The sequence below is a fragment of the Micromonospora sp. NPDC047644 genome, from assembly GCF_040704315.1.
In the GTDB taxonomy this organism is placed as follows: domain Bacteria; phylum Actinomycetota; class Actinomycetes; order Mycobacteriales; family Micromonosporaceae; genus Micromonospora.
On sequence record NZ_JBEYSY010000012.1, the window covers coordinates 148,048 to 173,949 of the forward strand.

Annotated in this window: 21 protein-coding genes and 1 riboswitch; of the genes, 10 read left to right on the plus strand and 11 right to left on the minus strand. The window is 72.6% G+C overall.

The window, feature by feature from the left end; translation table 11 throughout:
- Positions 1 to 9 precede the first annotated feature (9 nt).
- The gene (locus AB0877_RS21035) at positions 10 to 1,374 is read right to left on the minus strand and encodes an AI-2E family transporter (protein ID WP_366610795.1); all 1,365 of its coding nucleotides are present in this window, start codon (positions 1,372 to 1,374) and stop codon (positions 10 to 12) included.
- A gap of 105 nt (positions 1,375 to 1,479) precedes the next feature.
- On the opposite strand from AB0877_RS21035, the gene AB0877_RS21040 reads away from it, so the two are divergent.
- Both AB0877_RS21040 and AB0877_RS21045 read left to right on the plus strand, forming a co-directional pair.
- Positions 1,480 to 1,818, plus strand: coding sequence for a co-chaperone GroES (locus AB0877_RS21040; RefSeq protein ID WP_366610797.1), 339 nt, complete (start codon positions 1,480 to 1,482; stop codon positions 1,816 to 1,818).
- Between the two features lie 147 nt (positions 1,819 to 1,965).
- Entirely contained in the window at positions 1,966 to 2,133 is a 168-nt protein-coding gene (locus tag AB0877_RS21045; RefSeq protein ID WP_167337262.1) for a hypothetical protein, read from the plus strand.
- Positions 2,134 to 2,406: 273 nt separating this feature from the next.
- Here the strand turns inward: AB0877_RS21045 and AB0877_RS21050 are convergent, their stop codons facing one another.
- Entirely contained in the window at positions 2,407 to 3,906 is a 1,500-nt protein-coding gene (locus tag AB0877_RS21050; RefSeq protein WP_366610798.1) for a PrsW family intramembrane metalloprotease, read from the minus strand.
- 23 nt (positions 3,907 to 3,929) lie between these two features.
- Positions 3,930 to 4,050: riboswitch (SAM riboswitch) on the plus strand.
- A 46-nt stretch (positions 4,051 to 4,096) separates the two neighbouring features.
- Here AB0877_RS21050 and AB0877_RS21055 point away from each other — a divergent pair.
- Positions 4,097 to 5,356, plus strand: coding sequence for an aminotransferase class V-fold PLP-dependent enzyme (locus AB0877_RS21055; RefSeq protein WP_366610800.1), 1,260 nt, complete (start codon positions 4,097 to 4,099; stop codon positions 5,354 to 5,356).
- 25 nt (positions 5,357 to 5,381) lie between these two features.
- On the opposite strand, the gene AB0877_RS21060 is transcribed toward AB0877_RS21055, so the two are convergent.
- Positions 5,382 to 6,617 (minus strand): FUSC family protein, encoded by a 1,236-nt coding sequence (locus AB0877_RS21060; protein ID WP_366610801.1) that lies wholly within the window; start codon positions 6,615 to 6,617, stop codon positions 5,382 to 5,384.
- A gap of 106 nt (positions 6,618 to 6,723) precedes the next feature.
- Between AB0877_RS21060 and AB0877_RS21065 the strand changes: the two genes are divergently transcribed.
- A complete protein-coding gene (locus tag AB0877_RS21065; RefSeq protein WP_366610803.1) occupies positions 6,724 to 7,380 on the plus strand; it encodes a metal-dependent phosphohydrolase in 657 nt (218 codons plus the stop codon).
- Here AB0877_RS21065 and AB0877_RS21070 read toward each other — a convergent pair.
- The gene (locus AB0877_RS21070; protein WP_366610805.1) at positions 7,352 to 7,636 is read right to left on the minus strand and encodes a DUF4031 domain-containing protein; all 285 of its coding nucleotides are present in this window, start codon (positions 7,634 to 7,636) and stop codon (positions 7,352 to 7,354) included. The two genes, AB0877_RS21065 and AB0877_RS21070, sit on opposite strands and share 29 nt — an antisense overlap.
- A gap of 67 nt (positions 7,637 to 7,703) precedes the next feature.
- Between AB0877_RS21070 and AB0877_RS21075 the strand changes: the two genes are divergently transcribed.
- On the plus strand, positions 7,704 to 9,104 hold the full coding sequence (locus AB0877_RS21075; protein ID WP_366610806.1) for an FAD-linked oxidase C-terminal domain-containing protein: 1,401 nt from the start codon (positions 7,704 to 7,706) through the stop codon (positions 9,102 to 9,104).
- Between the two features lie 10 nt (positions 9,105 to 9,114).
- Here the strand turns inward: AB0877_RS21075 and AB0877_RS21080 are convergent, their stop codons facing one another.
- Entirely contained in the window at positions 9,115 to 9,651 is a 537-nt protein-coding gene (locus tag AB0877_RS21080; protein ID WP_366610808.1) for a hypothetical protein, read from the minus strand.
- Between the two features lie 88 nt (positions 9,652 to 9,739).
- Positions 9,740 to 11,605, minus strand: a complete 1,866-nt coding sequence (locus AB0877_RS21085; protein ID WP_366610809.1) for a glycerol-3-phosphate dehydrogenase/oxidase — start codon at positions 11,603 to 11,605, stop codon at positions 9,740 to 9,742.
- Positions 11,606 to 11,923: 318 nt separating this feature from the next.
- Here AB0877_RS21085 and AB0877_RS21090 point away from each other — a divergent pair, with 318 nt between their 5' ends.
- The 3 genes from AB0877_RS21090 to AB0877_RS21100 all read left to right on the plus strand — a co-directional run bounded on the left by AB0877_RS21090 (position 11,924) and on the right by AB0877_RS21100 (position 15,943).
- A complete protein-coding gene (locus AB0877_RS21090) occupies positions 11,924 to 14,623 on the plus strand; it encodes a S8 family serine peptidase (protein WP_366610810.1) in 2,700 nt (899 codons plus the stop codon).
- Positions 14,624 to 14,680: 57 nt separating this feature from the next.
- Positions 14,681 to 15,616 carry a GNAT family N-acetyltransferase gene (locus AB0877_RS21095; RefSeq protein WP_366610811.1) on the plus strand — a complete coding sequence of 312 codons (936 nt, stop codon included), beginning with the start codon at positions 14,681 to 14,683 and terminating at the stop codon, positions 15,614 to 15,616.
- 78 nt (positions 15,617 to 15,694) lie between these two features.
- The gene (locus AB0877_RS21100; RefSeq protein WP_366610812.1) at positions 15,695 to 15,943 is read left to right on the plus strand and encodes a hypothetical protein; all 249 of its coding nucleotides are present in this window, start codon (positions 15,695 to 15,697) and stop codon (positions 15,941 to 15,943) included.
- 56 nt (positions 15,944 to 15,999) lie between these two features.
- Here the strand turns inward: AB0877_RS21100 and groL are convergent, their stop codons facing one another.
- The 3 genes from groL to AB0877_RS21115 all read right to left on the minus strand — a co-directional run bounded on the left by groL (position 16,000) and on the right by AB0877_RS21115 (position 19,374).
- The gene (gene groL, locus AB0877_RS21105) at positions 16,000 to 17,622 is read right to left on the minus strand and encodes a chaperonin GroEL (protein WP_354882257.1); all 1,623 of its coding nucleotides are present in this window, start codon (positions 17,620 to 17,622) and stop codon (positions 16,000 to 16,002) included.
- A gap of 272 nt (positions 17,623 to 17,894) precedes the next feature.
- Entirely contained in the window at positions 17,895 to 19,076 is a 1,182-nt protein-coding gene (locus AB0877_RS21110) for a hypothetical protein (protein WP_366610813.1), read from the minus strand.
- Positions 19,077 to 19,170: 94 nt separating this feature from the next.
- Positions 19,171 to 19,374 (minus strand): cold-shock protein, encoded by a 204-nt coding sequence (locus tag AB0877_RS21115; protein ID WP_091402914.1) that lies wholly within the window; start codon positions 19,372 to 19,374, stop codon positions 19,171 to 19,173.
- Positions 19,375 to 19,699: 325 nt separating this feature from the next.
- Between AB0877_RS21115 and AB0877_RS21120 the strand changes: the two genes are divergently transcribed.
- A complete protein-coding gene (locus AB0877_RS21120) occupies positions 19,700 to 20,230 on the plus strand; it encodes a GNAT family N-acetyltransferase (RefSeq protein WP_366610814.1) in 531 nt (176 codons plus the stop codon).
- A gap of 592 nt (positions 20,231 to 20,822) precedes the next feature.
- On the opposite strand, the gene paaN is transcribed toward AB0877_RS21120, so the two are convergent.
- On the minus strand, positions 20,823 to 22,496 hold the full coding sequence (paaN, locus tag AB0877_RS21125; protein WP_366610816.1) for a phenylacetic acid degradation protein PaaN: 1,674 nt from the start codon (positions 22,494 to 22,496) through the stop codon (positions 20,823 to 20,825).
- A gap of 113 nt (positions 22,497 to 22,609) precedes the next feature.
- On the opposite strand from paaN, the gene AB0877_RS21130 reads away from it, so the two are divergent.
- Positions 22,610 to 24,847, plus strand: coding sequence for a hypothetical protein (locus tag AB0877_RS21130; RefSeq protein WP_366610818.1), 2,238 nt, complete (start codon positions 22,610 to 22,612; stop codon positions 24,845 to 24,847).
- On the opposite strand, the gene AB0877_RS21135 is transcribed toward AB0877_RS21130, so the two are convergent.
- The gene (locus tag AB0877_RS21135) at positions 24,837 to 25,856 is read right to left on the minus strand and encodes a GNAT family N-acetyltransferase (RefSeq protein ID WP_366610820.1); all 1,020 of its coding nucleotides are present in this window, start codon (positions 25,854 to 25,856) and stop codon (positions 24,837 to 24,839) included. The two genes, AB0877_RS21130 and AB0877_RS21135, sit on opposite strands and share 11 nt — an antisense overlap.
- Positions 25,857 to 25,902 lie beyond the last annotated feature (46 nt).

A 25,902-nucleotide genomic window follows, 5' to 3' on the forward strand; every position in this document is an offset into this window, starting at 1 on the left:
CGCCCGACTTCAGGGGGCCTGGGAGGCGACGACCACGGCGTCGGGCGGGGTGTCCGGCACCCTGCGGGCGGCAAGCCGGCGGACCGCGGTGTTCAGCACCGCGATGAGCGGCACGGAGACCAGCGCGCCGGTGATGCCCGCGAGTACGACGCCGGCGGCGATACCGATGATCACCGCGAGCGGGTGCAGGGCGACCGCCCGACCCATGATCAGCGGTTGCAGGATGTGACCCTCCACCTGCTGCACGACGATCACCGCAGCGAGGATGATCAACGCGGTGACCGGGCCGCTGTCGACGAGGGCCACCAACACCGCCACGCCGCCGGAGAGCGCCGCGCCGACGATCGGGATGAACGCGCCGAGGAAGACCAGCGCGGCCAGCGGGAAGGCGAACGGGATGTCGAAGGCGACCAGGAAGATGCCGATGCCGACCGCGTCGATGAAGGCGACGAGCACCGTCGCGCGGACGTAGGCGACAAGCGTCTGCCAGGAGGCGCGACCGGCGTCGTCGACCTTCCACCGGGCGGCCACCGGCAGCAGCCGGACCAGGAAGCGCCAGATCCGGTTGCCGTCGCGCAGGAAGAAGAACGTCGCGAAGAGCACCAGCAGCGTGCCGGTCAGCACCTCGGCCAGCGTCGCGGCGGTGCTCAGCGCGCCGCTGGTGAACCTCGAGGTGTTGTTGTTGATCCAGGCCTGCGCCTCGTCGATGTACCGGTCGAGCTGGGTGTCGGAGAGATGCAGCGGGCCCGTCTTCAGCCAGTTCTGGATCTGCCGGACGCCCTCCGAGGACTTCTCGCTCAGCTCCGGTACGCCACGGATGAACTCGTTGACCACCAGCGTCAGCGTGCCGATCACCGCGGCCAGGCCGCCGACCAGCACCACCGCCGTCGCCAGCGACCGGGGGAACCGGACCCGCAGCAACCAGCCCACCGCAGGGGCGAGCAGCGCGGAGAGCAGCAGCGCGATGGCCAGCGGAATGATCACGATCTTGACCGTGCCGACGATCCGCAGCAGCGCCCAGGCCACCACGCCGATCACGATCAGTCGCCAACACCACGCGGCGGCGATCCGCAACCCGTGCGGAACGTCGGCGTCGTCCCGACTGGAGGTGGAGCTGTGCAGGTCGACCGGAGGCTCCGCGCCGTAGACGGTGGCGCTCGACGGCGCGGTCGGCCCCGGCACGGCCGGCGACGCCACCCGGGCCGCCCCCGACACGTCGTTCAACGCGTCACTCGAGGTGCCCTCGTCGGCCCGCGCCGACTCCTGTCGTGACTGGTAGGCGCGGCGAAGCCGCCCGCGTACCCGCTCGAAGCGGCTCAAGCGCACCTCCTGGCAGAGAACCCGGCCCGCCGACAGCGACAGGTCGGACAGCATACGTCCGTTCCCAGCACCGTAGGGGGGATCCGCCACACAATGCCCCGACCACCTCCGGCGTAACCACCGGTCGGCCACCGATGGCCACACGGTAGCGTCTGCGACGTGACCGCCGACAACGATCTCGACGCCGGCCTGCCGATCCGCCTGCTGCACGACCGCGTGCTGGTACGGATGGAGGGCAGCGACGGCGAACGCCGCTCCACCGCCGGCATCGTCATTCCGGCGACCGCCGCTGTCGGCAAGCGCCTCGCCTGGGCCACCGCGGTCGGGGTGGGGCCGAACGTGCGCGCCATCGTCTCCGGCGACCGGGTGCTCTTCGACCCGGACGAGCGCTCCGAGGTCGAGCTGCACGGTCGCGGTTACGTGCTGCTACGGGAGCGGGACGTGCACGCCGTGGCCGCCGAGCGGATCGAGAACGACTCGACCGGCCTCTACCTCTGACGTCCCTCGGCCGGCCTCCACCTCTGACGCACTTTCCTCGGTCTCTACCTCTGACGCCCCTTCCTCGGTCACCAGGCCCCGTCGCGCACCGTTTGCCCAGCCGCACGACGGGAAGCCATCCGGCGACCGTGGCCCTGGGGAGGGACGATGCCGGTATTCGTGAAGAAGCTCTTGACCTGGGGCAGTGTCGCGTTCCTGATCTACTTCATGGCCTTCCGGCCGGACGGTGCCGCGCAGATGTTCCGGGCGATCGGCGCCGCGCTGATCGCGATGTTCCAGGGCCTCGGTGACTTCCTCACCTCCCTGATGACCTGAACCAAAGCCAGACCACGCGCACGCGTCACGCGGGTAACGCCACGCGCCACCCGCCCGGAACCCGTCCGCCGCCCCCACGCGTCACGCCACGCGCGAGTCGCTCACACCCCACGTCCGCGATCTTGCACTTACTGTCCCGACGTATGGGGCATTCCACGCTTTTCGACAACCGAAACTGCAAGATCGACGCGGGGTGGGGTGGGGGCGCGAGGGCGGGGGCAGGCTCGCCGTGGTTCGGGGCGGGCTGGGCGTGGGTGGGCGGGCGGCGGCGGGTTAGGGGTGGGTTGGGGGCCAGGGGGAGGGTGGGCGCAGGGCGGGCCAGCCGGGCGGGGCGGGCGGGGGGTAGCCCGCCGGAGCCGGGGCGGGCGACAGCACCACCGGGATCGGTACGACCGGCTCGTCCGGCGCGTCCACCGCGCGCTCGGTGCCGTCCGGGAAGCGCAGCTGGTAGCGGGTGCCGTCCCAGACCCCCGCCGGAGCCTGCGGGTCCCGACCCACGAAGAACGACCGGTATTCGGTGATCGCGTCCAGCAGTTCCCGCTCCTCGCGGGCGGTCCGCTCCTGGTCGGCGGGTTTGCGGTCCAGGCCGCGCAGGGCCCCGTCGCGCAGCAGGGCCAGCCGGGTGGCGGCGGACTGGTAACCCCGCATCGCCCGTACCCCGGCGTCGCCGGCCACCCGTCGCGCCCAACTCCGGGCCGCGTGCCGCCGGCCGAGACTGCTCAGGGCGGCCACCTCGGGCGGGCTGAGCCAGCCGGCGCGTACGTAGTCGGGCAGGACCCGCTCGGTGAGCCGCCCCTCCCAGGCGCGCAGCCACAGCGCCAGCCCCACGGTGCCGAAGAAGACCGGCACCATGAGACCCAGGAAGCCGTACAGCATGATGATGGCCTCGCCGGTGGCCTGGGTCAGCGTGGGCAGCAGGTTCCACGTGCCGTGCAGCATCATCGCCAGCAGCAGACCGGCGATCGGCGCGAGCACCCGGATGCGCCGGTCCGCCGTCCGGGAGGCGATACCCAACCCCACACCGGTCATCGAGGTGAAGAGGGGGTGGGCGAACCCGAACAGCAGGATCCGCAGGATGAAGATCGCGATGACCTGCTGGATGCCGGTGGCCGGGCCGTACCGGTCGGCACCGGACGCATAGCCCAACCCACCCAGGTAGAGGATGTTCTCCACCATCGCGAAGCCGACCGCGGCGAGCCCGCAGTAGACCAGGCCGTCGGTGATCCCCGACCACTCGCGGCGGCGGAACACCAGCAGCAGGATCGGGCCCAACGCCTTGGTCAGCTCTTCGATGAACGGCGCCACCAGCACCCCGGTGAGCGCCGACGGCAGGCCCCAGTCGTCGAAGCGGTTGGCCGCGAAGTCGTTCACGGTGAGCGAGGCGGCGGTGGAGACGAACGCCCCCCAGGCGAAACAGAAGATCAGATACTTCAACGGCTCCGGTTCGTAGCGGTCCAGCCAGAGGAAGCACCCGACCAGCACCGGCACCGGCAGAATGGCGGCGACCACCCCGATCAGCAGGGCCTGCACACCGAGCGACTGGCCGAGCGTGAAGACCATGAAGACCGCGCACGCCGCGATCAACAGCACCACCCCGGCCAGCACCAGGAACCGCCGCCAGCCCAGTCGGCGCAGCGGCATCCGCGGCGTCTTGCCCGTGGGCGGGCCGGCGGGCGCGGGCGGTGCGGCGGGCGCAGGCGGCAGCGGTGAACCGGGCGGGGTGTCGGCCATGCGGTCAGCGTAGCCATCCACCGCCGGCTGGTTCGGCCGCATCGGTAGCCGCTATGCTGCCGGCAGGTCACGAGCGCCAGCGTCAAGCCCCGGCTTGCTGGCCGGCAACCCTCGTCGAGTTCGCGGTGGGGTGCCCCGGGTGATGACCGGGCCCAGCCCGATCGGTGTGCTGGGCAAGCGCGGACCCCGTCCCGATGTCGCACCCGGGGTCCCTGACCCCGGAGGTTCCGGCGTGTCCGTCACTCTCGTCCCCTCGCTGCCCAGCCTGCCCACCGTGCCGTCCGCGTCGCTCGACGTCCTCGGCGTGCCCGGCGAGATCAACCTGGACTACGCGGCCAGTGCGCCGTGTGCGCGGGCCGCCGCCGACGCGGTGGCCGAGCTGCTGCCCTGGTACGCCAGCGTGCATCGCGGAGCGGGAGCGTTGTCGCGGCGCTGCACCCTCGCGTACGAGCAGGCCCGGCAGACCATCGGCGACTTCTTCGGCGCTCGCGCCGACGATCATGTGATTTTCACCCGCAACACCACCGACGCGCTCAACCTGCTGGCACGGGCCGTGCCGGCCGGCACCACCGTGGTCACGTTCGCTGGCGAACACCACGCCAACCTGCTGCCCTGGCCGCGCGGGTCGGTGCGGCTGCCGGTGCCCAGCGACCCCGACGGGGCGGTTCGTGATCTCGCCGCCGCCCTCACCGAGCTGCGTCGGGGCAGCAGCCCGGCGTTGCCGGTGCTGGTCGCGGTGACCGGTGCGAGCAACGTGACGGGTGAGCGGTGGCCGGTCGCCGAGCTGGCGCGGGTGGCGCACCGGCACGGTGCTCGGATAGCGCTCGACGCCGCGCAGCTCGCCCCGCACGCCCCGGTCGATCTGCTGGCGCTGGACGTCGACTATCTGGCCGTGTCCGGCCACAAGCTGTACGCGCCGTTCGGCGCGGGCGTGCTGATCGGTCGCGCCGACTGGCTGGACGCCGCCCCGCCCTACCTGGCCGGCGGTGGCGCCACCAGCCACGTCGGGCCGGCCACCCACGACGTGACCTGGGCGACCGGCCCGGCCCGACACGAGGGCGGCACCCCGAACCTGCTCGGAGCGGTCGCGCTGGCGGCGGTGTGCAGGGCGCTCGACGAGGCGGACCGGAGCGCGCTGGCCGCCCACGAGCAGGCCCTGCTGGCCCGGCTGCGGAGCGGCCTCGCCGCCCTGCCGCACGTCGTCGAGCTGCGCACCTTCGGCCCGGACGCGCCCCGGGTCGGCATCGTCTCGTTCGTGGTCGCCGGCTGGGACTCCACCGAGGTGGCCACCCGGCTGGCCGCCGAGCACCACATCGGCGTACGGGACGGGTTGTTCTGTGCCCACCCGCTGGCCCGGCGTCTGCTCGGCGAGGCGGCGGGGCGGACCGGCCGGCGGGACCTGCCGCCCACCGCGCTACGGGCCAGCATCGGGCTGGGCAGCACGGCCGCCGAGGTGGATCGGCTGCTCGCGGCCCTGGCCGAGCTGGCCTGAGGTCCGTACGGGCGGTCGTTTCCGCTCAGCCGATCGGCGGGGCGGTGGGTGGCTTCGGCGTCTCGCCGGGCTCGGCGGGCTCACCGACCGGGCGCTCCTGCTCACCGAAGGCGGTGCGGATCCACCGGTTCGCCTCCTCCTGCTCGATGCCGGAGGCGACCAGCAGGTCGCTCGCTGTCGTCCGGATCTGGGCGATCACCACGCTGCCGGAGAACCCCACTCCGTCGCCGTACGCCCGGCCGGCCTCGCTGACCGCCCGCAGCGACCGCTCCCGCGCCTTCTCGGGCTCCTCACCGGCGGCGAACTCGTGTTTGAGCAGCCGGACCGACTCGGCGAGGTGGCCGATCGCGTCCGGCATCGGATCGGGAACCGGTTCCTCGTCCTCGACCAGCGTGACGGACCGGCGGATCAGGGTGCCGCTGTTGCGCATCGCCCGGTCGATCGGGTCGGCCGCTTCGGCGTAGTGGGTCAGTTCGTCGCGGCGGTGCCAGCGGGCCGGGGAGAGGGTGGCGGTCTCCTTCGCCCCCTCGATCGCCTCGCCCAGCGTGGCCAGCTCCTCCTTGTTGTTGCGCAGCCTCTCCAGTGCGGCCTGGACGGTGGCGCGGTCCCGGTTGCGCAGCCCGTCGGCGGTGGCGTCGAGCTGGGCGGCGAGCAGGTCCAGGGCGGGGCGGGCCGCCCGGTTGATCACCCGGAGCGGGTTCAGCGGCAGCAGCACCGCCGTGACCAGCAGCGCGATTCCGCCCCCGAGGAACGCGTCGACGAAGCGGGGGATCTCCAGGTTCTGGGTCGACGGACTCAACGTCACGATCAGCACCGCCGTGGCCGCCGCCTGGATGACGATGGCCACGCTCGCTCCGGCGAAGATGGTGAGCAGGATCGCCACGGTGACCACCAGGCCGAGCTGCCACGCCCCGGTGCCGAGCAGGTAGATCAGGAGGTCGCCGACGAACACCCCGACCCCCACCCCGACGATCAGCTCGATGGTCCGGCGGAACCGCTGACCGACCGACGCGGCCAGGGTGCCGACCGCGGAGATCGGCGCGAAGACCGGCTGCGGGTTGCCGAGCACCTTGTGCGAAATCAGGTACGCGAGCCCGGCGGCCAGCCCGGCCTGCACCGCGAGTCCGCCGGCCATCCGTACCCGGTGCAGCCGGTCGTGCAGGGTGGCCCGGCCGCGGTGGCGCAGTTGTTCGGTGGCCTCGGCGATCCGCGCGCCGTCGATGTCCACCAAACCGTCGCGCAGCGCGGTACGTCGCACCATCGGCTGTCGCTTGTCCCGGGCCACGGCCATGGGCGCGACTACCCGTGGTGGGCCCGCTGAACCCTCCCTACCCGCGCGTCACGGGTGAATGCGGCACACTCGGGCGGTGGTCGATCTGTTGGACCGGTGGCGGGCGGCGGCCCGGGGTGCCGGCGCGAGGCCCGGTCCGGACACCACCAGCGCCGGCGAGCAGTTGATCGCCCGCTGGCGGGAGCCGCACCGGCACTACCACACGGTGAGCCACCTGACGGCGGTGCTCGATGTGGTGGACCAGCACGCCGACCTGGCCGATCGGGCCGACGCGGTCCGGCTGGCGGCGTGGTTCCACGACGCGGTCTACGACCCCCGGGCCGACGGGGACACCAACGAACGGGACAGCGCCGCGCTGGCCGAGAGCGTGCTCACCGGGCTCGGGGTGCCGGGGCCCACGGTGGCCGAGGTGCGCCGGCTGGTGCTGCTCACCGCCGGGCACGCGGTGACGCCGGGCGACCGGGACGGCGTGCTGCTCTGCGACGCCGACCTGGCCGTGCTGGCCGCGCCGCCGGCCAGCTACGAGCGTTACGCGGCGGCGATCCGCCGGGAGTACGCCCACGTGCCGGAGCCTGCCTTCCGGGCTGGGCGGGCCGCCGTGCTGACCGGCCTGCTGTCGCTGCCCGCGCTGTTCCGGTCGCCACCGCTGGCGAGCCGGTGGGAGGAGCCCGCCCGCGACAATGTGCGCCGCGAGCTGGCCGCCCTCACCGGGGCACCGGAGAACGCGGCTTGACCAGGTGCTTCGGCCGACGCAGGTCGGCGGCGCGGAGCAACCGGACCAGCTCCCGGCTCGGCACCACCTCAGCACCGAGCCACACCGCCGCCGCGAACCGGTCCGCCGGGATGTCGTAGTGGTCCCGGTCGAAGCCGCGCCGGGGAGCGCCGAGCGCCTCGGCGAAGGCGTGCAGCTCGGCGTACGAGACGTCACTGATCAGGTGCGACCAGAGCCGGCCGCGCCACGGCCAGGCCGGCCGGTCCAGGTAGAGCACGGTGCCACGTTAACCCGCTCAGTCGATCATGTTGATGATCGCCCGGTACCGCCCTAACCTCGGCTGCATGGCCCCCACCGCGCTCCTCGACGACCTGCGCGCCGCGCTCGGTGACGACGCCGTGCTCACCGATCCGGACCTGCTGCGCCTGCACCAGCGGGACGAGGCCGATCTGTGTGCCGCCGGCGTCCCGCTGGTGGTGACCCGCCCGCGCGACACCGGACAGGTGGTCGCCGTGATCCAGGCGGCGGCGCGGCACGGCGTACCGGTGGTGCCGCAGGGCGCACGGACCGGGCTGGCCGGCGCGGCGAACGCGGTGGACGGCGCGGTGGTGCTCAGCACCGTCGCGATGAACGCGATCCGGGAGATCGACCCGGTGAGCCGGATCGCCGTGGTCCAACCGGGCGTGGTCAACGCGGCGCTGGCCGCGGCGGTGGCGGAACAGGGCCTCTGGTACCCGCCGGACCCCGGCTCCTGGGAGTCGTCCACGATCGGCGGCAACGTGGCCACCAACGCCGGCGGCATGTGCTGCGTGAAGTACGGAGTGACCACCGAGTACGTGCTCGGCCTGGAGGTGGTGCTCGCCTCCGGTGAGGTGCTGCGCACCGGCCGGCGTACGGCCAAGGGGGTGGCCGGATATGACCTGACCCGACTGTTCGTCGGGTCGGAGGGCACCCTTGGCGTGATCACCGAGGTGACCGTGGCGCTGCGGCCCGCCCCGGCCGACTCACTGACCCTGGTGGCGGTCTTCGGATCCACCGCCACGGCCGGCGCGGCGGTGGCCGAGATCGCGGCTCGCGGTCTCACCCCCAGCCTGCTGGAGTTGCTGGACCAGACCCACCTGCGGGCGATCGAGGCGTACCGACCGATGGGGTTGCGGACCGACGCGCAGGCCCTGTTGCTGGCCGCCGCCGACACCGGCTCCCGCGCGGCGGACGACCTGGCCGTGCTGGCGGAGGTGTGCCAGGCCGTCGGCGCCGACGAGGTCTACGCGGCCACCGACGCGGTGGAGGCGGCGGCGCTGCTCCAGGCTCGCCGGCTGGCCCACCCGGCGATGGAGAAGTTCGCGGCGGACGCCTACCCGGGCGGCAACGGCGGTCTGGTGATCGACGACGTGGCGGTGCCGCGCGGCGCGCTCGCCGCGCTCCTGGACGGGGTTGCCCGGATCGCGGCCGAGTGTGAGGTGCCGATCGGCGTGGTGGGGCACGCCGGGGACGGCAACATGCATCCGAACATCGTCGTCGACCGGGCCGACCCGGCGAGCGTGGAGCGGGGTCGGCGGGCCTTCGACGAGATCATGCGGCTCGGCCTGGGCCTGGGCGGCACGTGCACCGGTGAGCACGGGGTGGGGCTGCTCAAGCGGGACTGGCTGGCCCGGGAGATCGGGCCGGTCGGTGTCCGGGTGCACCAGGCGATCAAGTCGGCGCTCGACCCGGCCGGCCTGCTCAACCCGGGCAAGGTGCTCTGACCGGCTGCGGTCAGCCCTTGACCTCGGCCGGTGTCGCCTGGGTGAGCAGCAGCAGGATCTCCCCGGCGACCGGCGTGAGCTCCTCGCCCGGGCAGTCCTGGGAGGTGATCAGCCCGGTCGAGGTGATGAGGCTGGACGTCAGCGCGTCGATGCAGGTTGTCCGGTACCGCCGGGCCTGATCGGTCTCGTCGGCCAGCTTCGGGTTGGCCAGCAGCACCTGGAGCCGTTCGGTCAGCTCCGGCGCGAGGGTGCCCCGGGAGGTCACGCCGTCGCCGGCGCAGTCGACGCACTGCCACGCGCCGTTCCGCTCGACGCTCAGGGTGCGCATCGGCCCGTCCTCGCCGAGCCGCTGGAGCAGGCTCACCTGACCGGCGGCCACAGTGGTGGGGATCTCCGGCTGCGAGCCGCCACCTGCCGTGCCGGGGGTCGGTTGCGCCACCGGGGTGCTCGGCTTGTCTCCCTCGAACAGGGAGCACCCGGTCAGGGCGCCGACGAGCGCGACGGCGAGCAAGGGTACGAGCAGACGAGGGCGCGCGCGGGCTAGCACGCGCGGAAACCTACCCCACCGTAGGTAGCGTTCGAAACCACCATCCGGGCCGGTATCGATGGTTACCCATCGGTAACGTCGCAATTCGTCATCGAGCGGACGAGCGCAGCTCCGCCTGGTTGTCGTCACCCCGGTCAGCCGCGTAACCCCTGACGTCCGGAGCGCCGAGGCGGGCCGCGTCCGCCGCCGCGTCGTCCGGCATCAACTGGGACTGCCGCTCCGCCTCCACCCGAACCCGGTAGTGCTCGACCTCGCGCGCCCGGGTGGCCGCGTCCCAACCGAGCACCGCCCCCATCAGCTCTGCGGTGTGCTCCGCCGACTCCAGCCCCCGGTGGCTGGTCTCGAACGAGATGCGGGTCCGCCGGGTCAGCACGTCCTCCAGGTGCAGCGCGCCCTCGGCCCGCGCCGCGTAGGCGACCTCCGCCGCCAGATACTCCGGAGCACCAGCCAACGGGGACGCCAGCAGAGGATCGGCGTCGACCAGCGCCAGCAGGTCCAGGGTGAGGGTGCCGTACCGCTCCAGCAGGTGCTCCACCACGCCCACCGGCACCCCGTGCCGGCGGGCCAGGTCGGCCCGGTCGCGCCACATCGCCGGGTAACCGTCCGCGCCGAGCAGCGGCAGGTCGGCGGTACGCGACGAGCGAGCGCCACCGAGCCGGCGAACGGCCCGGTCGACCACGTCGGACGCCATCACCCGGTACGTCGTGTACTTGCCGCCGGCGACCAGCAGCAGCCCGAGCATCGGCTCGAAGACAGCGTGCTCCCGGGAGAGCTTCGAGGTCGAGTCGGCCTCGCCGGCCAGCAGTGGCCGCAGCCCGGCGTACACCCCCTCGATGTCGGCGGTGGTCAGCGGCCGTTCCAGCACCGTGTTGACCTGCTGGAGGAGGTAGTCGATGTCGCGGGCCGAGGCGGCCGGGTGGGACCGGTCCAGCCGCCAGTCGGTGTCCGTGGTGCCGATGATCCAGTGCCCGCCCCACGGGATGACGAAGAGCACCGAACTCGCCGTACGCAGGATGAGCCCCGTCTCACCGGTGATCGCCGAGCGGGGCACCACCAGGTGCACCCCCTTGGAGGCGCGCACCCGGATGCCGGGCCGCAGGCCGACGTCGTTGAGCATCCGGGACATGTCGTCGCTCCACACACCGGTGGCGGCGATGACGGTGCGGGCCTGCACCTCGAACTCCGCGTCCGGCGAGCCCGGCGGAGCCTCCAGGTCCCGGACGCGGACGCCGGTCACCTCGCGCGCCTGCCGGATCAACCCGACGGCGCGGGCACTGCTCACCACCGTGGCGCCGAGGCTGGCCGCTGTCCGGGCCAGGGTGACAACCAGCCGGGCGTCGTCGACCTGCCCGTCGTAGTAGCGGATCGCCCCGGCCAGCGCGTCGGCCCGCAGGCTCGGGAAGATCCGCCGGGCACCCTCCCGGGTCAGGTGACGGTGCAGGGGCATTCCCCGACCCCCGCCGAAGAGCCCGGCGAAGGCGTCGTACGCGGCCACCCCGGCGCCGTAGTACGAACGCCGGAAGACCCGGGCCGGCAGGTCCCGCAGGCCCCGCCCGGCCGGCAGCGGCACCATGATCGGCACCGGGCGTACCAGGTGCGGCGCGAGCCGGGTGGCCAGCAGGCCGCGCTCGGTGAGCGCCTCGTGGACCAGGTGGAACTCCAACTGCTCCAGGTACCGCAGGCCACCGTGGATGAGTTTGCTGGACCGGCTGGAAGTCCCGGCGGCGAGGTCACGCGCCTCGACCAGCGCCACCTTCAAGCCACGGGACGCGGCGTCCAGGGCGGCACCGGCTCCGGTCACCCCGCCCCCGATGACCAGCACGTCGAAGCGCTCGGCACGCAGTCGACGCAGGTCGGACGCACGGCGGACCGGTGAGAGCTGACCGGCGACGGATCGGGAGACATTCGGGTCGCGCACCTGTCCACCGTAACCGTCGAGGCGCCCTGTCGACATTCGCCGCCCGCCCCGCACCGCGCCCACCTGCTGCGGAGCCCGCACGACACGTCCCGCCACCCGACCTCGCCACCCGACCCCGCCGACCGCGCCACTCGACCCCGGCCGATCCCGGCCGACCGCGCCACCCGACCCCACCCGACCGCGCCACACGACCCCCGGCCGACCGCGCCACACGACCCCCGGCCGACCGTTCGCAGATCTTGGACAGTTTCCGTCATCGCGTGACGGAAACTGTCCAAGATCTGCACGGTTCCTCGGCGTCTCGGAACCCGACGGTCGGGTCGAATCCCTTCCTCGTAGTCGTAAGGTTCTCGGATGCAAGGTCAACCTGCGTACCAGGGCCCCAGCGACCGCAGTTCCCCGTGGCCGGTGGTCGCGGCCGTGCTCGCCGGCTGCTGGACTGTTGCGGTCACCGTGGGCACCCAGACCGGTGGCTGGCTCACCGACCAGGTGCTGCTGGGCTTCGGACGGGACCGGCTCGGCTGGCTCTGGCCGGTGCTCGGCCTGGCCACCGTCGTGCTGGCCGGCACGCCCGCCCTGCTGCTGGCCGTCCTGCCCCGATCGGGCGCGGTCCGGGCCACCGGGCGGGCCTGGTTGATCGGGGCACTCGTACTCGGTGTGCTCACCCTGCTGCGGGCAGTGCCGCCGGTGCACCATGAGGCGTACCTCGCCGCGCTGGCCGGCGCCACGTCGCTCAGCGCGCTCGCCGTGCGGTGGTCGACCCGCCGGTGGGCGTACCCCGGGCTGGTCGGCCCGGCCGGCGGCCCGGCACCCACCGGAGGCGGCGACACCACGCGGCCCGAGGCCGCCGGACGGCCCGAGACCGTCGTGGGCAGAGGCACCACCCGGCCCGAGGCCACCGGAGGCGGCGACGCCACGCCGATCGCGGCCGCCAGAGACGGCGACGCCACCCGGCCCGAGGCCAGCGGAAACGCGGAGTCGGCCGGACGGCGGGTGCGCCGTGCCGGCCCGGTGCCGCTGCTCGCGGTGGCCGCCGGGTTGGCGCTGCTGCTGCCGTGGGCCTGGCTGGGCGCGCTCGGCGGCCTTCTGGAGACCGCTCTCGCGCTGCTGGCGGCCGCCGCGCTCGGGGTGCTCGCCGCGACGCTGCTGGACGCCCCCTTCTGGGCCCGGTTCGCGGTTGGGCGACCACCCCGGCCAGCTCGGCTGGTGTTGGTCGGCGGACTGGTCGCCGGGGTGGCGCTGCTGCTGCTCGCGGCGGGGACCGGGCAGTCCGGCGCGCAGTTGCCCGCGCTGCTGACCCTGCCGCCGGTGGGTTTCGCGCTGGCCGCGCTCTGGGCCGCCACCTGGCGGCCCACCGCCGACCCGGCCCAGGCCGCACTCTGGGCCGGGCCCACCGCCGACCCGGCCGAAGCCGCACTCTGGGCCGGGCCAACCGCCGACCCGGCCCAGGCCGCGCGCGCCGGCCGAGCGGCGACCGGTTGGCTCGTGGGTCTGGCCACGCTCGGCCCGTTGGCCTTCACCGACCCGGAAGAGATCAGCCTGCTGCTGGTCGGCACCCGGGACATCCCGTTCTGGGTGGCGGTCGCCGCCGGCGTCGGGCTCGCCGTCGCGGTCCTGGTCGCCATCGGGTACGCCGTGCTGCTCGCCCGGCCGACGGCACGTACCCCGAGCAGGCGGGTCGCCGCGGTGGCGGCCGTGGTGCTGCTGGTGGCGTTCGGGGCGGTCGACCTCGGCCCCGGTCAGCCGGGCCTGTACGGCGAGCGGCTGTTCGTGGTGCTGCGTACGCAGGCCGATTTGAGCGGTCTCCCGGCCGCCGCGCCGGGCCGGGCCGGACGGGACGCCCGCGCGGCGGAGGTCTACCGGCGGCTGGTGACGACCGCCGAGCAGAGCCAGGGCGACCTGCTCCGGGGGTTGAACCGGCTGCGGCTCGACCCGGTGTCGTACTACCTGGTCAACGCGGTCGAGGTGGACGGCGGGCCGGCGGTCCGGGCGTGGCTCGCCCGTCGACCGGAGGTGGCGCGGGTGCTGGTCAGCCAGCGCCTGCGACCGTTGCCGGCCCCGGCCGGGCAGAGCCGGGGCACCCTGGCCAAGCCCGCCGGCCCGGAGTGGAACATCCGTCAGATCGGCGCCGACCGGGTGTGGTCCCAACTTCAGGTCACCGGCGCGGGCATCGTGGTCGGCAGCTCCGACTCCGGGGTGGACGGCGGCCATCCGGCGCTACGCGCCAACTTCCGTGGTGGGGACGACTCCTGGTACGACCCGTGGGACGACACTCGGAGCCCGACCGACCAGGGCGGGCACGGCACCCACACGGTGGGCAGCGCGGTCGGGCGGGACGGCATCGGGGTGGCCCCGGACGCGCAGTGGGTGGCCTGCGTCAACCTGGACCGCAACCTCGGCAGCCCCGCGCACTACCTTGACTGTCTCCAGTTCATGTTGGCGCCCTTCCCGGCCGGCGGCGACCCGTTCACCGACGGCCGTCCCGAGCGCGCCCCGCAGGTGCTGACCAACTCGTGGGGCTGCCCGCCCATCGAGGGTTGCGACCAGCGCGTGCTGCGGCCGGCCACCGCCGCCCTCGACGCCGCCGGGATCTTCGTGGTCGCCGCGGCCGGCAACACCGGCCCGTGGTGCGCCTCGATCGACGATCCGCCCGCCCCCTACCCGGACGTGCTGACCGTGGGCGCGGTGGACGCCCAGCGGCGGGTCGCCGAGTTCTCGTCGCGCGGGCCGGGGCCGGACGGCTCGGGTAAACCGGACGTGCTGGCACCGGGGGTGGGTGTGGTGTCGGCCATGCCGGGCGGCACGTACGCCGAGCTGGACGGCACGTCGATGGCGACCCCGCAGGTGGCCGGGGTGGTCGCGCTGATGTGGTCGGCGAACCCGGCGCTGGTCGGCGACGTGACACGGACCCGGCAGATCCTGCGGGACACCGCCACGGAGGTGACGCCCACCTATCGCTCCGACAGCCCCTCCGACGCCTGTGGCGCTCCGGCGAACATCACCGGCGCCGGCCAGGTCGACGCCTACGCCGCCGTTCGCGCCGCCCAGCGGTGATGGTCGCCCCACGGGCGGGGGTGCGGCTCGACATCCGGTGATCTAGGGTCGGCGACCATGGACGCCGAGATCATCGTCACCGAGCTGACCGCCGACCTGGTCACCAGCGTCGTACAGCTCTGCCAGCAGGCACTCGACCTGCCCGAGGACTCCGCCGAGGCGGCTTCCATCGTGGACGTGCTCTGGACCCGGGCCGCCGCCGACCGGCCCGTGGTCGGGCTGGGCGCGTACCGAGATGCGGACCTGGTGGGGGTGCTGATCTGTTCGGTGTCGTCGATCGAGCCGGGGATCGGGCACGTCGACCTGGTCGCGGTCCTCCCGGATCAGCGGCGTCGGGGCGTCGGCCGGGCGCTGCTGTCGCGGGCCGAGCGGGTGCTCGCCGACCGCGGCACGACCGAGGTGCTGTTGGCCGGGAACCCGCCGTACTACGCGTGGCCGGGGATCGACGTCCGCTACACGGCGGCGGTCTGCGCCGCCCTCGCGCTCGGCTACCAGCAGGACCGGACCGCCTGGAACATGACCGCGGATCTGTCGTACGACGGGTCGCCGGCACTGCGGTCCACCGAGGCGACGGAGCGGCGGCTGGCCGGCCAGGGCGTCACGGTACGCCGGGCGGAGCCTTCGGACCTTCCGGCGCTGACCGCGTTCGCGCGGTCCACCTTCGGCGGAACGTGGGACGGCGAGCTGGCTGGGTCGGTGGGACGCGCCGACGCCGGTTGCCACCTGGCGGAGCGGGACGGCGAGGTGCTCGGCTTCGCCGCGTACGGGTCGTCCCGGCCGAGTTGGTTCGGGCCGATGGGCACCGCACCGGCCGCGGAGGGGTCGGGCATCGGTGGTGTGCTGTTGCGGCGCTGCCTGCGCGACCAGCGGGCGGCGGGGCTGGACCGGGCACAGATCGGGTGGGTAGGACCGGTGCCGTTCTACTCGGGAAGCGCGGGTGCGCGGATCGAGCGGGTCTTCTTCCTGTACCGGCGAACCCTGCCCCGGGGATAACCAGGGCAAACAGGACATAGATCCATTCGCCCGCATCGGCCAACGACGCCCCCTACCGTTTCGGTAGAGGAGGCAGCCATGACCACGGATGACAACCAGACCGAGGACGGCCCGCCGATCACCTGGAAGCCGGTGGAAGAACTCCCCGGCCAACTGCCGTTCGACCGGCTCGACTACGGCGACGCCGAGCAACTGGCCGAGATGACCACCGACGGTGAGCCGTCGGTGCTCGAGGAGCCGCAGGAGATGGTGGACGCACCGATCCAACTGCTTCCGCCGTACAGCCGGGCACAGAAGCGGCGCAACCAGCGCCCACTTCCGACCTGACGACGAACGGGGCGGACCGCGTCAGCGGCCCGCCCCGTCCGGTGTCGGAACTGGACTCAGAAGTCCATGTCCCCGCCACCCGGGCCAGCCGGGGCAGCCGGGGTCTTCTCCGGCTTGTCCGCGACAACAGCCTCGGTGGTGAGGAAGAGCGCCGCGATGGAAGCGGCGTTCTGCAGCGCCGAACGCGTCACCTTGGCCGGGTCGATGATGCCCGCGGCCAGCAGGTCGACGTACTCGCCGTTGGCGGCGTTCAGACCGTGACCGGCCTCGATGTTGCGGACCTTCTCCACCACGACGCCGCCCTCAAGGCCGGCGTTGACGGCGATCTGCCGCAGCGGGGCGTCCAGCGCGACCTTGACGATGTTCGCACCGGTCGCCTCGTCGCCGACCAGGTCGAGCTTGTCGAAAGCGGTCTTGCCGGCCTGCACCAGCGCGACGCCACCACCCGGGACGATGCCCTCCTCGACGGCCGCCTTCGCGTTGCGAACGGCGTCCTCGATGCGGTGCTTGCGCTCCTTGAGCTCGACCTCGGTGGCCGCGCCGACCTTGATGACCGCGACGCCGCCGGCCAGCTTGGCCAGCCGCTCCTGCAGCTTCTCGCGGTCGTAGTCGGAGTCGCTCTTGTCGATCTCGGCCCGGATCTGGTTGACCCGGCCCTGGATCTGCTCGGCGTCACCGGCACCGTCGACGATGGTGGTCTCGTCCTTGGTCACCACGACCTTGCGGGCGCGGCCCAGCATGTCGACGCTGGCGGCGTCGAGCTTGAGGCCGACCTCCTCGCTGATGACCTGGCCACCGGCGAGGATGGCGATGTCGGTCAGCATGGCCTTGCGGCGGTCACCGAAGCCCGGCGCCTTGACGGCGACCGACTTGAAGGTGCCACGGACCTTGTTGACCACCAGGGTGGCGAGGGCCTCGCCCTCCAGGTCCTCGGCGATGATCAGCAGCGGCTTGCCCGACTGCATGACCTTCTCGAGGATCGGGAGCAGATCCTTCACCGACGAGATCTTGCTGTTGGCGATCAGGATGTACGGGTCGTCGAAGACGGCCTCCATACGCTCCGGGTCGGTCATGAAGTAGGCCGAGATGTAGCCCTTGTCGAAGCGCATACCCTCGGTGAGCTCCAGCTCCAGCCCGAAGGTGTTGCTCTCCTCGACGGTGATGACGCCTTCCTTGCCGACCTTGTCCATCGCCTCGGCGATGATCTCGCCGACGGTGCTGTCGCCAGCGGAGATGGAGGCGGTGGAGGCGATCTGCTCCTTGGTCTCGACGTCCTTGGCGAGCTTGGACAGCTCCTCCGAGACGCTCGCGACAGCGGCCTCGATGCCCCGCTTCAGGGCCATCGGGTTGGCGCCGGCGGCCACGTTGCGCAGGCCCTCGCGAACCAGGGCCTGGGCCAGGACGGTCGCCGTCGTCGTGCCGTCACCGGCAACGTCGTCGGTCTTCTTGGCGACCTCCTTGACCAGCTCAGCGCCGATCTTCTCGTACGGGTCCTCGAGCTCGATCTCCTTGGCGATGCTCACACCATCGTTGGTGATGGTGGGGGCACCCCACTTCTTCTCGAGCACGACGTTGCGGCCCTTGGGGCCGAGGGTCACCTTTACGGCGTCGGCGAGCTGGTTCATGCCCCGCTCGAGGCCGCGGCGCGCCTCTTCGTCGAACGCGATCATCTTGGCCATACGGCGTTGTCCTCCTGGACACTCACGGGCCACCCGAGATGTGTGCCCCGGATGGGCCGCCTGGTGTACGCACCTTGGGACGTCGCCACCTGGCGACGACGACGTCCTTCGGCCGGGCCGGATAGCCCGCGACGACCGGCCATGTGCCGCCCCGGCGTCTCCACGCCGGTGCAACCTGGCCCCACCGTCCCGACCATTGGCACTCACGGTATGCGAGTGCCAATGACTTGTTTAGCACTCTCCCCTGCCGAGTGCAAGCACGATGCCGCCGCTCAGCCGAGTTCCGCGGCCAGTCCAGCGCTGTTCACCGGCGCCTCATGGGCACGCTGCTCGGCGTACGTCACCAGCAGACCGATCATCTGCGCGAGGTGGGCCGGCAGGGCCAGCACGGCGGTGATCCCGATCACCACCACCGCCCCGGCGGCGGTACCCGCCGACGAGAACGGATCCGTACCGAACGCGCCGGTGCCGATCCCCTCCAGGCCGCCGGGGATCAGCGTGCCGACGATCACCGCAACGGCCACCAGGGCCACCCGTCCGAGCAGCAGGCCGAGTCGGTCGTGGAACATCCGGAACGAGCGACCGATCGGGTTGTGGCGTTCGAAGAGATAGACCGGGCCGGCCATGCTCAGCACGAAGGCCAGGTAGACACCCGGCAGGACGCAGAAGCAGACGCCGACGCCGATCAGCAGGCTGACCAACAGGGTCCACGCCCACAGCCCGAGTGCCCGACGCAGGCCGTAGCGCAACGCCGACTCCAGGCTGGCCGGCTGACCGGCCGCCTGCTGGGTGATCACCCAGGTGCCGGCGGCCCACCCGACGGCCTGCACCAACCCGACGACGATGCTGCCGCCGAGCAGCAGAACCAGGAGGCTCAGCAGTTCGACGACGAAATTGTCCGGCAGCGCGGGGGTCGACGTCGATCCGGCCTGGGCGGCCCACTTCGCCGACGGGTCCAGCCCGAGGGAGAGCACCGAGAGCACCGCCGCCGGCAGCACCTGGGTGAGCAGCATGATCGGCACCAACTGCCGCCAGCCCCGGCGCAGCGCTTGACCGCACCGGTTGAACCAGCCGCCGATGCCCGCGCCGGGTGGCGTGACCAGGGCGTCGTTCGGGTCAGCCCCGTAACCCGGCGGGTACCAGCCGACCGGCGGCCCCGGGTACCACGGCTGCCCTCCGTAGGGACCCGACCCGGGCGGGTAGCCCCCGGTGGGCGGGAACGCCCAGCCCTGCGGTGGCGGGGCCGCACCCCAGGCACCTTGCGCGGGATCCCAGCCCGGCGGCGGACCGGCGGGGCCGGTGGACGGGCCGGCCGGGGGTGTGCCCGGCCCCCAGCCAGGCGGCGGCCCGGGGGGCCCGGGGCTGCCGGTGGGCCCGGGGCTGCCGGCGGGCGAGGACTCCTCCGGCTCCCCCGACCCGGAGGACGGAATGTGCGGGGGTGGCTGGTCGGTCATGAACGCTCCTCAGCATCGGCTGGAACGGTTCACGATCTTCCCGGCTGCGCGCCCCTGCCGCAGCCCCGACTCGCGGGCCGATCGGCCAGGAAGCTCAGCCGATGACGCGTACGTGCTCGGCCTGTGGGCCCTTCTGGCCCTGGGTGATCTCGAACTCGACCCGCTGACCGTCGTCCAGCGCCTTGTAACCGTCCATCTCGATCGCGGAGAAGTGGACGAAAACGTCCTGCCCGCCGTCGACGGCGATGAAGCCGTAGCCTTTTTCGGCGTTGAACCACTTCACGGAGCCCTGTGCCACTGTGCACTTCCCTCACTCTGCCCGGCGTTGCCTGACTCGGCGCACGGCACGGCCGGGCGCCCCGGACCACCGACTCAGCGATCGATGACCGCCATTGAAGCAGGTGGCCGAAATCGCACGCTACACGAGGACTGACGGCCGCGCACGGCCACAAATCAGACACACTCCGAGGGGTACCGACCGCGCCGATCGGCCGAATTACCGGGCCACCGGATCCGCCCGCGTCATTGCGAAATGGAGGGACGGTCGCCGGACGGCCCGGAGATGACGACGATCGGGCCCGGCTCGCGAGAAGCCGTCCCTGCCCTGTGGTAGGTATGCGGACATGACCACCGACAAGGGCCCGCCGGCAGTGCGGCTCGCCGAGATCCGCCGGGTCCGGCCCGAGGATGCCGCGCGGATGCGGGCGCTGCGCCTGGAGATGCTGGCCGACGCGCCGTTGGCCTTCCTGGAGACCTTGGCGGACGCCGCGGCCCGACCGCACAACGAGTTCGCCGCCCGGGTCGCGTACACCTCGGCCGGCGCCGGTAACGCGCAGTTCGTCGCCGACCCGGGCGGCCGGCTGGTCGGGCACGCCGGTGGTACGACCCACCCGAACGAACCGGGACTGACCGTGATCTACGCCGTGTACGTCACGCCGGCCTGGCGCGGCAGTGGCCTGCTCGGCGAGCTGATCGACGGGGTGGCCGCCTGGTCGCGGGCCTGCGGCCGGCCGGAACTGCTGCTGGAGGTGGTGGTCGGCAACGACCGCGCCTACCGCGCCTACCAGCGCCTGGGCTTCAAGGACACCGGGGTACGGGTCCCCCACCCCACCATCCCAGCCCTGACCGAGCTACAGATGCGCCGCCCCGCCTGACCCACGAACGACCCCAATGATTCACCCGCCCCCGGAACGATGACCGCCCGGCCGCCGGCACCACCAAGGCGGTCCGCGCCGCCCCGCCCCGTCGATCATGGAGTTGTGGTGGGTGACAAGTTCCGCATATAACCACAAACCACGCACCACAACCGCATGATCGACAAAGCCCAGCTGCCCCTCTCCGCGATCTTGCACTTTCTGCCCCGACATAAGTCGGCATTTCGCCCATTTCGACGACCGAAACCGCAAGATCGGCGCAGCCGCCGGGTTTCTGGAGGAACACTGCTGGGAGTTCGGCGTGGCCCAGCAACGCAACGCAGAGGTTCCGGGCCGGATACGCCGACGACTTCCGCACCCACGGCGCTACCCCGAAGACCAGCCGCAAGTGACGGCGCTACCCCAAAAGCGACAACCGCGCCCACGGCGGGTTTCCGGGGCAGCCCGACCCGCGCAGGGATCAAGCCTGACCGCCCGAAGCGGGTCGGGCTGCCCCGGAAACCCCCAACCGCGACCACAACGGGCCGCCCCGGAAATGTCCGACAGTGACCACAACGGGCCGCCCCGGAAACCTCCGACAAGAACCGAAAACTCAGACGTGCCGCCGCGACTGCACGATCCGGAACCGGTTGGCGACGTACGCCCCGTCGGTCAGCGCCGAGTTGGCCGCCGCGTTGGCTCCGCTGCCGTGGAAGTCGGAGAACGCCGCCGACTGGTTCACGAAGACACCGCCGGTGAGGTTGCAGGACAGGTGCACCCCGACCTCGACCGCCACCGCCTCGGTTGCGTCCAGCACCGCGTCGTCGGTCGAGTAGACAGCGGCGGTGAGCGCGCCCTTCTCGCCGACCGTCCGGCGCAGCAGCTCCAGGCTGTGCGCGGTCGAGTCGGTCGCGATGGCGAACGAGATCGGCCCGAACCACTCCCGGCCGTACGTCTCCGCGTCGTCCGCGGTCAGCTTCACGATCGTCGGCGTACGCACCACCGCGTCGGCGTACGACGGGTGGGCCACGGCCCGCGACTCCAGCACCGGCTCGCCGACCTTGGTCACCTCGGCCAGCCGTTCCAGCACCCCGTCGTTGACGATGGCGCCGGTCAGCTCCACACCCCGGGCCGGGTCGGCGGTGAGCTTGCCGACGGCGGCGGCGATCCCGCCGGCCACCTCGTCGAAGCTCTTGTGCCCCTGGTCGGTCTCGATGCCCCCGGCCGGGATGAGGATGTTCTGTGAGGTGGTGCACATCTGCCCGCTGTAGAGGGTCAGCGTGAACCCGAGGTTGCGGCACATGCCGGCGAAGTCGTCGGTGGAGTCGACGACGACGGTGTTCAGGCCGGCCTTCTCGGTGTAGACCGATGCCTGCCGGGCGTGCGTCTCCAGCCAGTCGCCGTACTCGGTGGAGCCGGTGAAGTCGACGATCCGGACGGCCCGGTGCAGGGCCAGGTCACTGGCGAGCTTCTCACCGGGCGCCTCGGCCGCCAGCATGATGAGGTTCGGGTCGAACCCGGCCTCGGCGAGCACCTCCCGGGCGTACTTCACGGTGATGGCCAGCGGCAGCACCGCGCGCGGGTGCGGCTTGACGATCACCGGGTTGCCGGTGACCAGCGAGGCGAACAGCCCGGGGTACGAGTTCCAGGTCGGGAAGGTGTTGCAGCCGATCACCAGCGCCACCCCACGCGGCACCACGTGGAACGTCTTGGTCATCCGCAGCGGGTCGCCCTTGCCGGCGGCCTTCTCCCAGCCCGCCGCGCCCGGGTGCCGGGTCATCTCGGCGTACGCGTACGCCAGCGCCTCCAGCGCCCGGTCCAGCGCGTGCGCGCCACCGGCCTGGAAGGCCATCACGAACGCCTGCCCGCTGGTGAACTGCACAGCGTTGGCCAGCTCGAAGATGTGCTTGTGCAGCCGGTCGAGGATCTCCAGGCAGACGCCCACCCGGGCCTGCGGGCCGGCGTCGCGCCACGCCGGCAGCGCGGCGGAGGCGGCGTCGACCAGCTCACCGGGCCGGGCGTGCGGGTACCGCACCGCCAACTCCACCCCGAACGGGCTCGTCTCGGTGGCGACCCGATCGCCCGTGCCGGGCTGGTCGAGCGGAAAATCACCGCCGAGGTACGCCTCGAAGGCGGCCTTACCGTCGGCGGCGGCGGTCTCGCCGTACACCCGAGGGCTGGGGGATTCGGGATAGGCGGACCAGTAGCCCCGCTCCGTGATCGCGGTCAGCGCACGGTTGAGGGTGTCGGCGTGCCTGTCGTACAGGGGATGCGGGGTCTCCGTCATGCCCGCCATCATGCAACAACCGGGCCCGCGAGCAGTAGGGCCGGTGCCGACCGGCGATTGGTCCGGCGGAGGGCGGGTAAGCGCCCGCCCTCGGGCCACGGAAGGACGGCGGGGTGGGGGTCACTGAGATCCGCGTGCACGGGGTCGCCGACAAGGGTCCGGAGGTGATTCTCGATCGACCGGCGGTGGTGCGGGTCGCTGGGGACGACGACGCCGGCTTCTTCCGGCCCCGGCCTGGTTTCGGCGACCCAGCCGAGGCGGACGGGGCGACGTTGGAGGCGTATCGCTGGAGCGGACTGACCGGCGGTACCGCGACCCGCACCTTCTCACTGGTGCTGTTGCTGCCCTTCATGCTCAGCAACATCGTGATCTGGATGCTCCCAGTCATCGGCGGCCGTTCGGGTACCGCCGGCCGGGCGGTGTGTCGACTGCTGGCGGCGTCCCTGACCGCCATGTACGTCCTCTCGACGGCCGGCGTCTCGCTGGACCTGATCGCCTGGCAGTGTGCGTCGTACCCACGATGCCTCGAGGACCGCCGGGAGCTCTCCTGGCTGGGCGGGGTGACGCCGGGGCTGCGGCTGGCCATCCTCGCCATCCTGCCGATCCTGGCGATCGCGCTGATCTGGCGGCTCGGGGCGCGAACCTGGCAACTTCCCGAGGACAGCGCGGCGACACCGCAGGGGGTGGGTGCCGACCGCCTGGACACCCCGGCGTTCTGGGACAACCGCGCGTTGCTGCGACGGCTGCGGTCGGTGCACGTCGCGGTGGCGCTCGGCACCCTGGACGCGACGCTGTTGCTGCCGCTGGCCAGCCACGATGCCACCCTGACCGGTTACGTGCTGCTCGGCTTCGACGTGGCCCTGCTGGTGGGGACCGCCGTTCTGCTCTGCCGGCCGGCCATCGAACGGCACGGCGGGCCGGGCACCGGCCGCTCCCCCACCCAGGCCGTGCGCCGCCTGGCCGTGGTGCTGACGGTGCTGACGGTGGCGTACGCGTCAGCACCCCGTCCACCGTGGGTGGCCACCGGAACGTTGCCCTGGTACGACGTGCTGGTCGCCGGGCTCTTCGCCGCGCAGTTGGTGCTGCTGCTGGCGCTGGGGATGCTGGTGCTCACCCGCCACCGGCGGACCGGACGGACCTTCGTCGCCTGCCTCGGCGCGCCGGTGCTGGCATCGGTGGCGATCGGACTGGCAGTGGCCTTCTCATCCGGCGTCACCTACGCGGTCGCCGAATACCTGGACCGCGGCTCCAGCCCCACCCCGGCCCGACCGTTGCCTCCGGGCGCGCCGCCGCTGTCCCCGCCGGTGGCGTACCGGTGGGCGGCGCTGGGCTTCTCGGTGGCGATCGTCGTGGTGTGGGTGGTGACGGTGGTCGGGGCACGGATCCGACGGGCCCGGCACCGCCGGCAGGCGGAGGAACTGGTCCGCCGGGACTTCCCGGAGGCGTCCCGGGTGCCGCCGGAGCGCGTCCAGGCGGTGCGGGACGCGATCGTCCGGGCTCAGGTCGCGGACCGGCTCGGCCCGCTCGCGCCAATCGCGTACGCGGTGCTGGCGCTGCTCACCCTCGGTGCCGCCGGGCTCTCCATCCTGCACCAGGGACCCGGCGCGCTCGCGCTGCGGCTGGGCGGGCAGACGCTGGCCCGGCCGGTGATCTTCGTGACCGACCTCGGTGGGGCGCTCACCGGCGTGTTCGCCCTGGTGCTGGCGGCGGCCGGACTCTTCGCCTACCGGTCGACAGGCGTCCGGTCGGTCGGGGTGCTCTGGGACCTGGCGACGTTCTGGCCGCGCGGGGCGCACCCACTCGCGCCGCCCTGCTACGCGGAGCGGGCGGTGCCCGAGCTCACCCGCCGGATCGGGCAACTCGTCGCGAGCGGCGAGCAGGTGGTCCTCTCCGGGCAGAGCCACGGCAGCGTACTGGCCGTGGCCACGGTGCTTCAGTTACCGACGACGTGCCAGCGGCAGATCGCGCTGCTGACCTACGCGAGCCCGCTGGGCAACCTCTACCGGCGGTTCTTCCCGGCGTACGTGAACGATTCGATGCTCAATGAGGTGGGCGAGTTACTCGACTGGCGATGGATCAACCTCTGGCGTTACACCGACCCGGTCGGCGGGTGGATCTTCACCGGTGACCCCTCGGCCCGGCCCGGCCACCCATCGGCCGAGTTCAGTGGTCAGGCGGCCGAGGTGGACCGCCGGGTCCGGGACCCGGCCGGGTTGACCGTCGCGCCGACCGACACCGTGCCGCCACCGGTGCGCGGGCACCACTTCACCTCCGACGAGGACTTCCACAGCGCGGTCCGTGAGCTGACCCGGCGGTTGGAGGAGGGTGAGCCGCCACCGGTCAGAAGGTGAGCTGCCAGTCGGTCCAGGCGTCCACCGGGCGGAAGCCGAGCTGCTCGTTGATCGCCACCATGTGGCTGTTGCTCGCCGCGTTGAAAGTGTCGATCACCTGTACCGCCGGCTCGTGGGTGAGCAGATGGTGCAGGTTCTCCGCCTTGGCGATGAGGCCGAGCCGGTGCCCACGGTGGGCGGGGTCGACGATGGTGATCTGCTGGAACGCGTGCCAGTCGGCGGCGGCACCCACGTCCAGCAACGTCCAGGCGACAATCCGGCCGGTCTCTTCGTGCCGCATCCCGAGGTGGTAGCGCCGCCGGCCCCGGGCGTCCAGCGCTCGTTCGTTGCCGCGGATCCGCTCAGCGTCCACCTGCTCCGGTTCCCACTGCACGTCGCCCATGGGGGCGTCCATCAACAACCGGCCGTCCAGGTAGGCGATGTCGGCGACGTACTCCTGCGGGGTGGAGCCCTGCCAGCAGACGGCGTGGTAGCCCTCGGCGTGCGGTCGGGCCTCGGCGAGCGCCGCCCGCAACGCGACCCGGTCGATCTCGCCGACATCGAGCCGGCGGCGTACCTCGGCGAGAGCGGGCTGGGCTCCGGTCGCGGCGGCGAACGCGTCGCCCGCCCCGCTCCGGGCCGGCCCGCCGGGCAGTGCGGAGACAGCCATCCCCACCACCCGCTTGCGGCCGTGCTCGCGGAGCAGGCGCAGCCCGTACTCGTGCAGGGCCCGGCCGACGCCCCGGCACCGCAGCCGCGGATGCACCAGCAGATCGACGGTGGCGTTGTCGGTGTTGTCGAGCTGCGGCAGGTCCAGTTGCAGGTAGCCGGCCGGCTCGCCGTCCAGACGGGCCAGCGCCCAGAGCGACCGGGTGCCGGGCATCGGCGTGCGGAACAACGCGTCGAAGCGACGCCGGCAGGAGGGCGGAAAGTCCGGCAGGTCGGCGTCGTTGGCCGCCGACCCGATCCGGTACGCCTCGTCGACCGACGTCCGGTCGGCGTCGTCGAACGACGCGATGGTGATGCTCATGCCGGTGAGCGTGCACCGCACAAAAGCGATCGGGCCAGCGAATTAT

What these genes read in the sequence shown, in the direction of transcription:
- AB0877_RS21035 (WP_366610795.1), bottom strand. Translation starts at nt 1,374, where the DNA reads ATGCTGTCCGACCTGTCGCTGTCGGCGGGCCGGGTTCTCTGCCAGGAG.
- AB0877_RS21045 (WP_167337262.1), top strand. Translation starts at nt 1,966, where the DNA reads ATGCCGGTATTCGTGAAGAAGCTCTTGACCTGGGGCAGTGTCGCGTTC.
- AB0877_RS21050 (WP_366610798.1), bottom strand. Translation starts at nt 3,906, where the DNA reads ATGCGGCCGAACCAGCCGGCGGTGGATGGCTACGCTGACCGCATGGCC.
- AB0877_RS21060 (WP_366610801.1), bottom strand. Translation starts at nt 6,617, where the DNA reads ATGGTGCGACGTACCGCGCTGCGCGACGGTTTGGTGGACATCGACGGC.
- AB0877_RS21075 (WP_366610806.1), top strand. Translation starts at nt 7,704, where the DNA reads ATGGCCCCCACCGCGCTCCTCGACGACCTGCGCGCCGCGCTCGGTGAC.
- AB0877_RS21085 (WP_366610809.1), bottom strand. Translation starts at nt 11,605, where the DNA reads ATGTCGACAGGGCGCCTCGACGGTTACGGTGGACAGGTGCGCGACCCG.
- AB0877_RS21090 (WP_366610810.1), top strand. Translation starts at nt 11,924, where the DNA reads ATGCAAGGTCAACCTGCGTACCAGGGCCCCAGCGACCGCAGTTCCCCG.
- AB0877_RS21095 (WP_366610811.1), top strand. Translation starts at nt 14,681, where the DNA reads ATGGACGCCGAGATCATCGTCACCGAGCTGACCGCCGACCTGGTCACC.
- AB0877_RS21100 (WP_366610812.1), top strand. Translation starts at nt 15,695, where the DNA reads ATGACCACGGATGACAACCAGACCGAGGACGGCCCGCCGATCACCTGG.
- groL (WP_354882257.1), bottom strand. Translation starts at nt 17,622, where the DNA reads ATGGCCAAGATGATCGCGTTCGACGAAGAGGCGCGCCGCGGCCTCGAG.
- AB0877_RS21110 (WP_366610813.1), bottom strand. Translation starts at nt 19,076, where the DNA reads ATGACCGACCAGCCACCCCCGCACATTCCGTCCTCCGGGTCGGGGGAG.
- AB0877_RS21120 (WP_366610814.1), top strand. Translation starts at nt 19,700, where the DNA reads ATGACCACCGACAAGGGCCCGCCGGCAGTGCGGCTCGCCGAGATCCGC.
- paaN (WP_366610816.1), bottom strand. Translation starts at nt 22,496, where the DNA reads ATGACGGAGACCCCGCATCCCCTGTACGACAGGCACGCCGACACCCTC.
- AB0877_RS21135 (WP_366610820.1), bottom strand. Translation starts at nt 25,856, where the DNA reads ATGAGCATCACCATCGCGTCGTTCGACGACGCCGACCGGACGTCGGTC.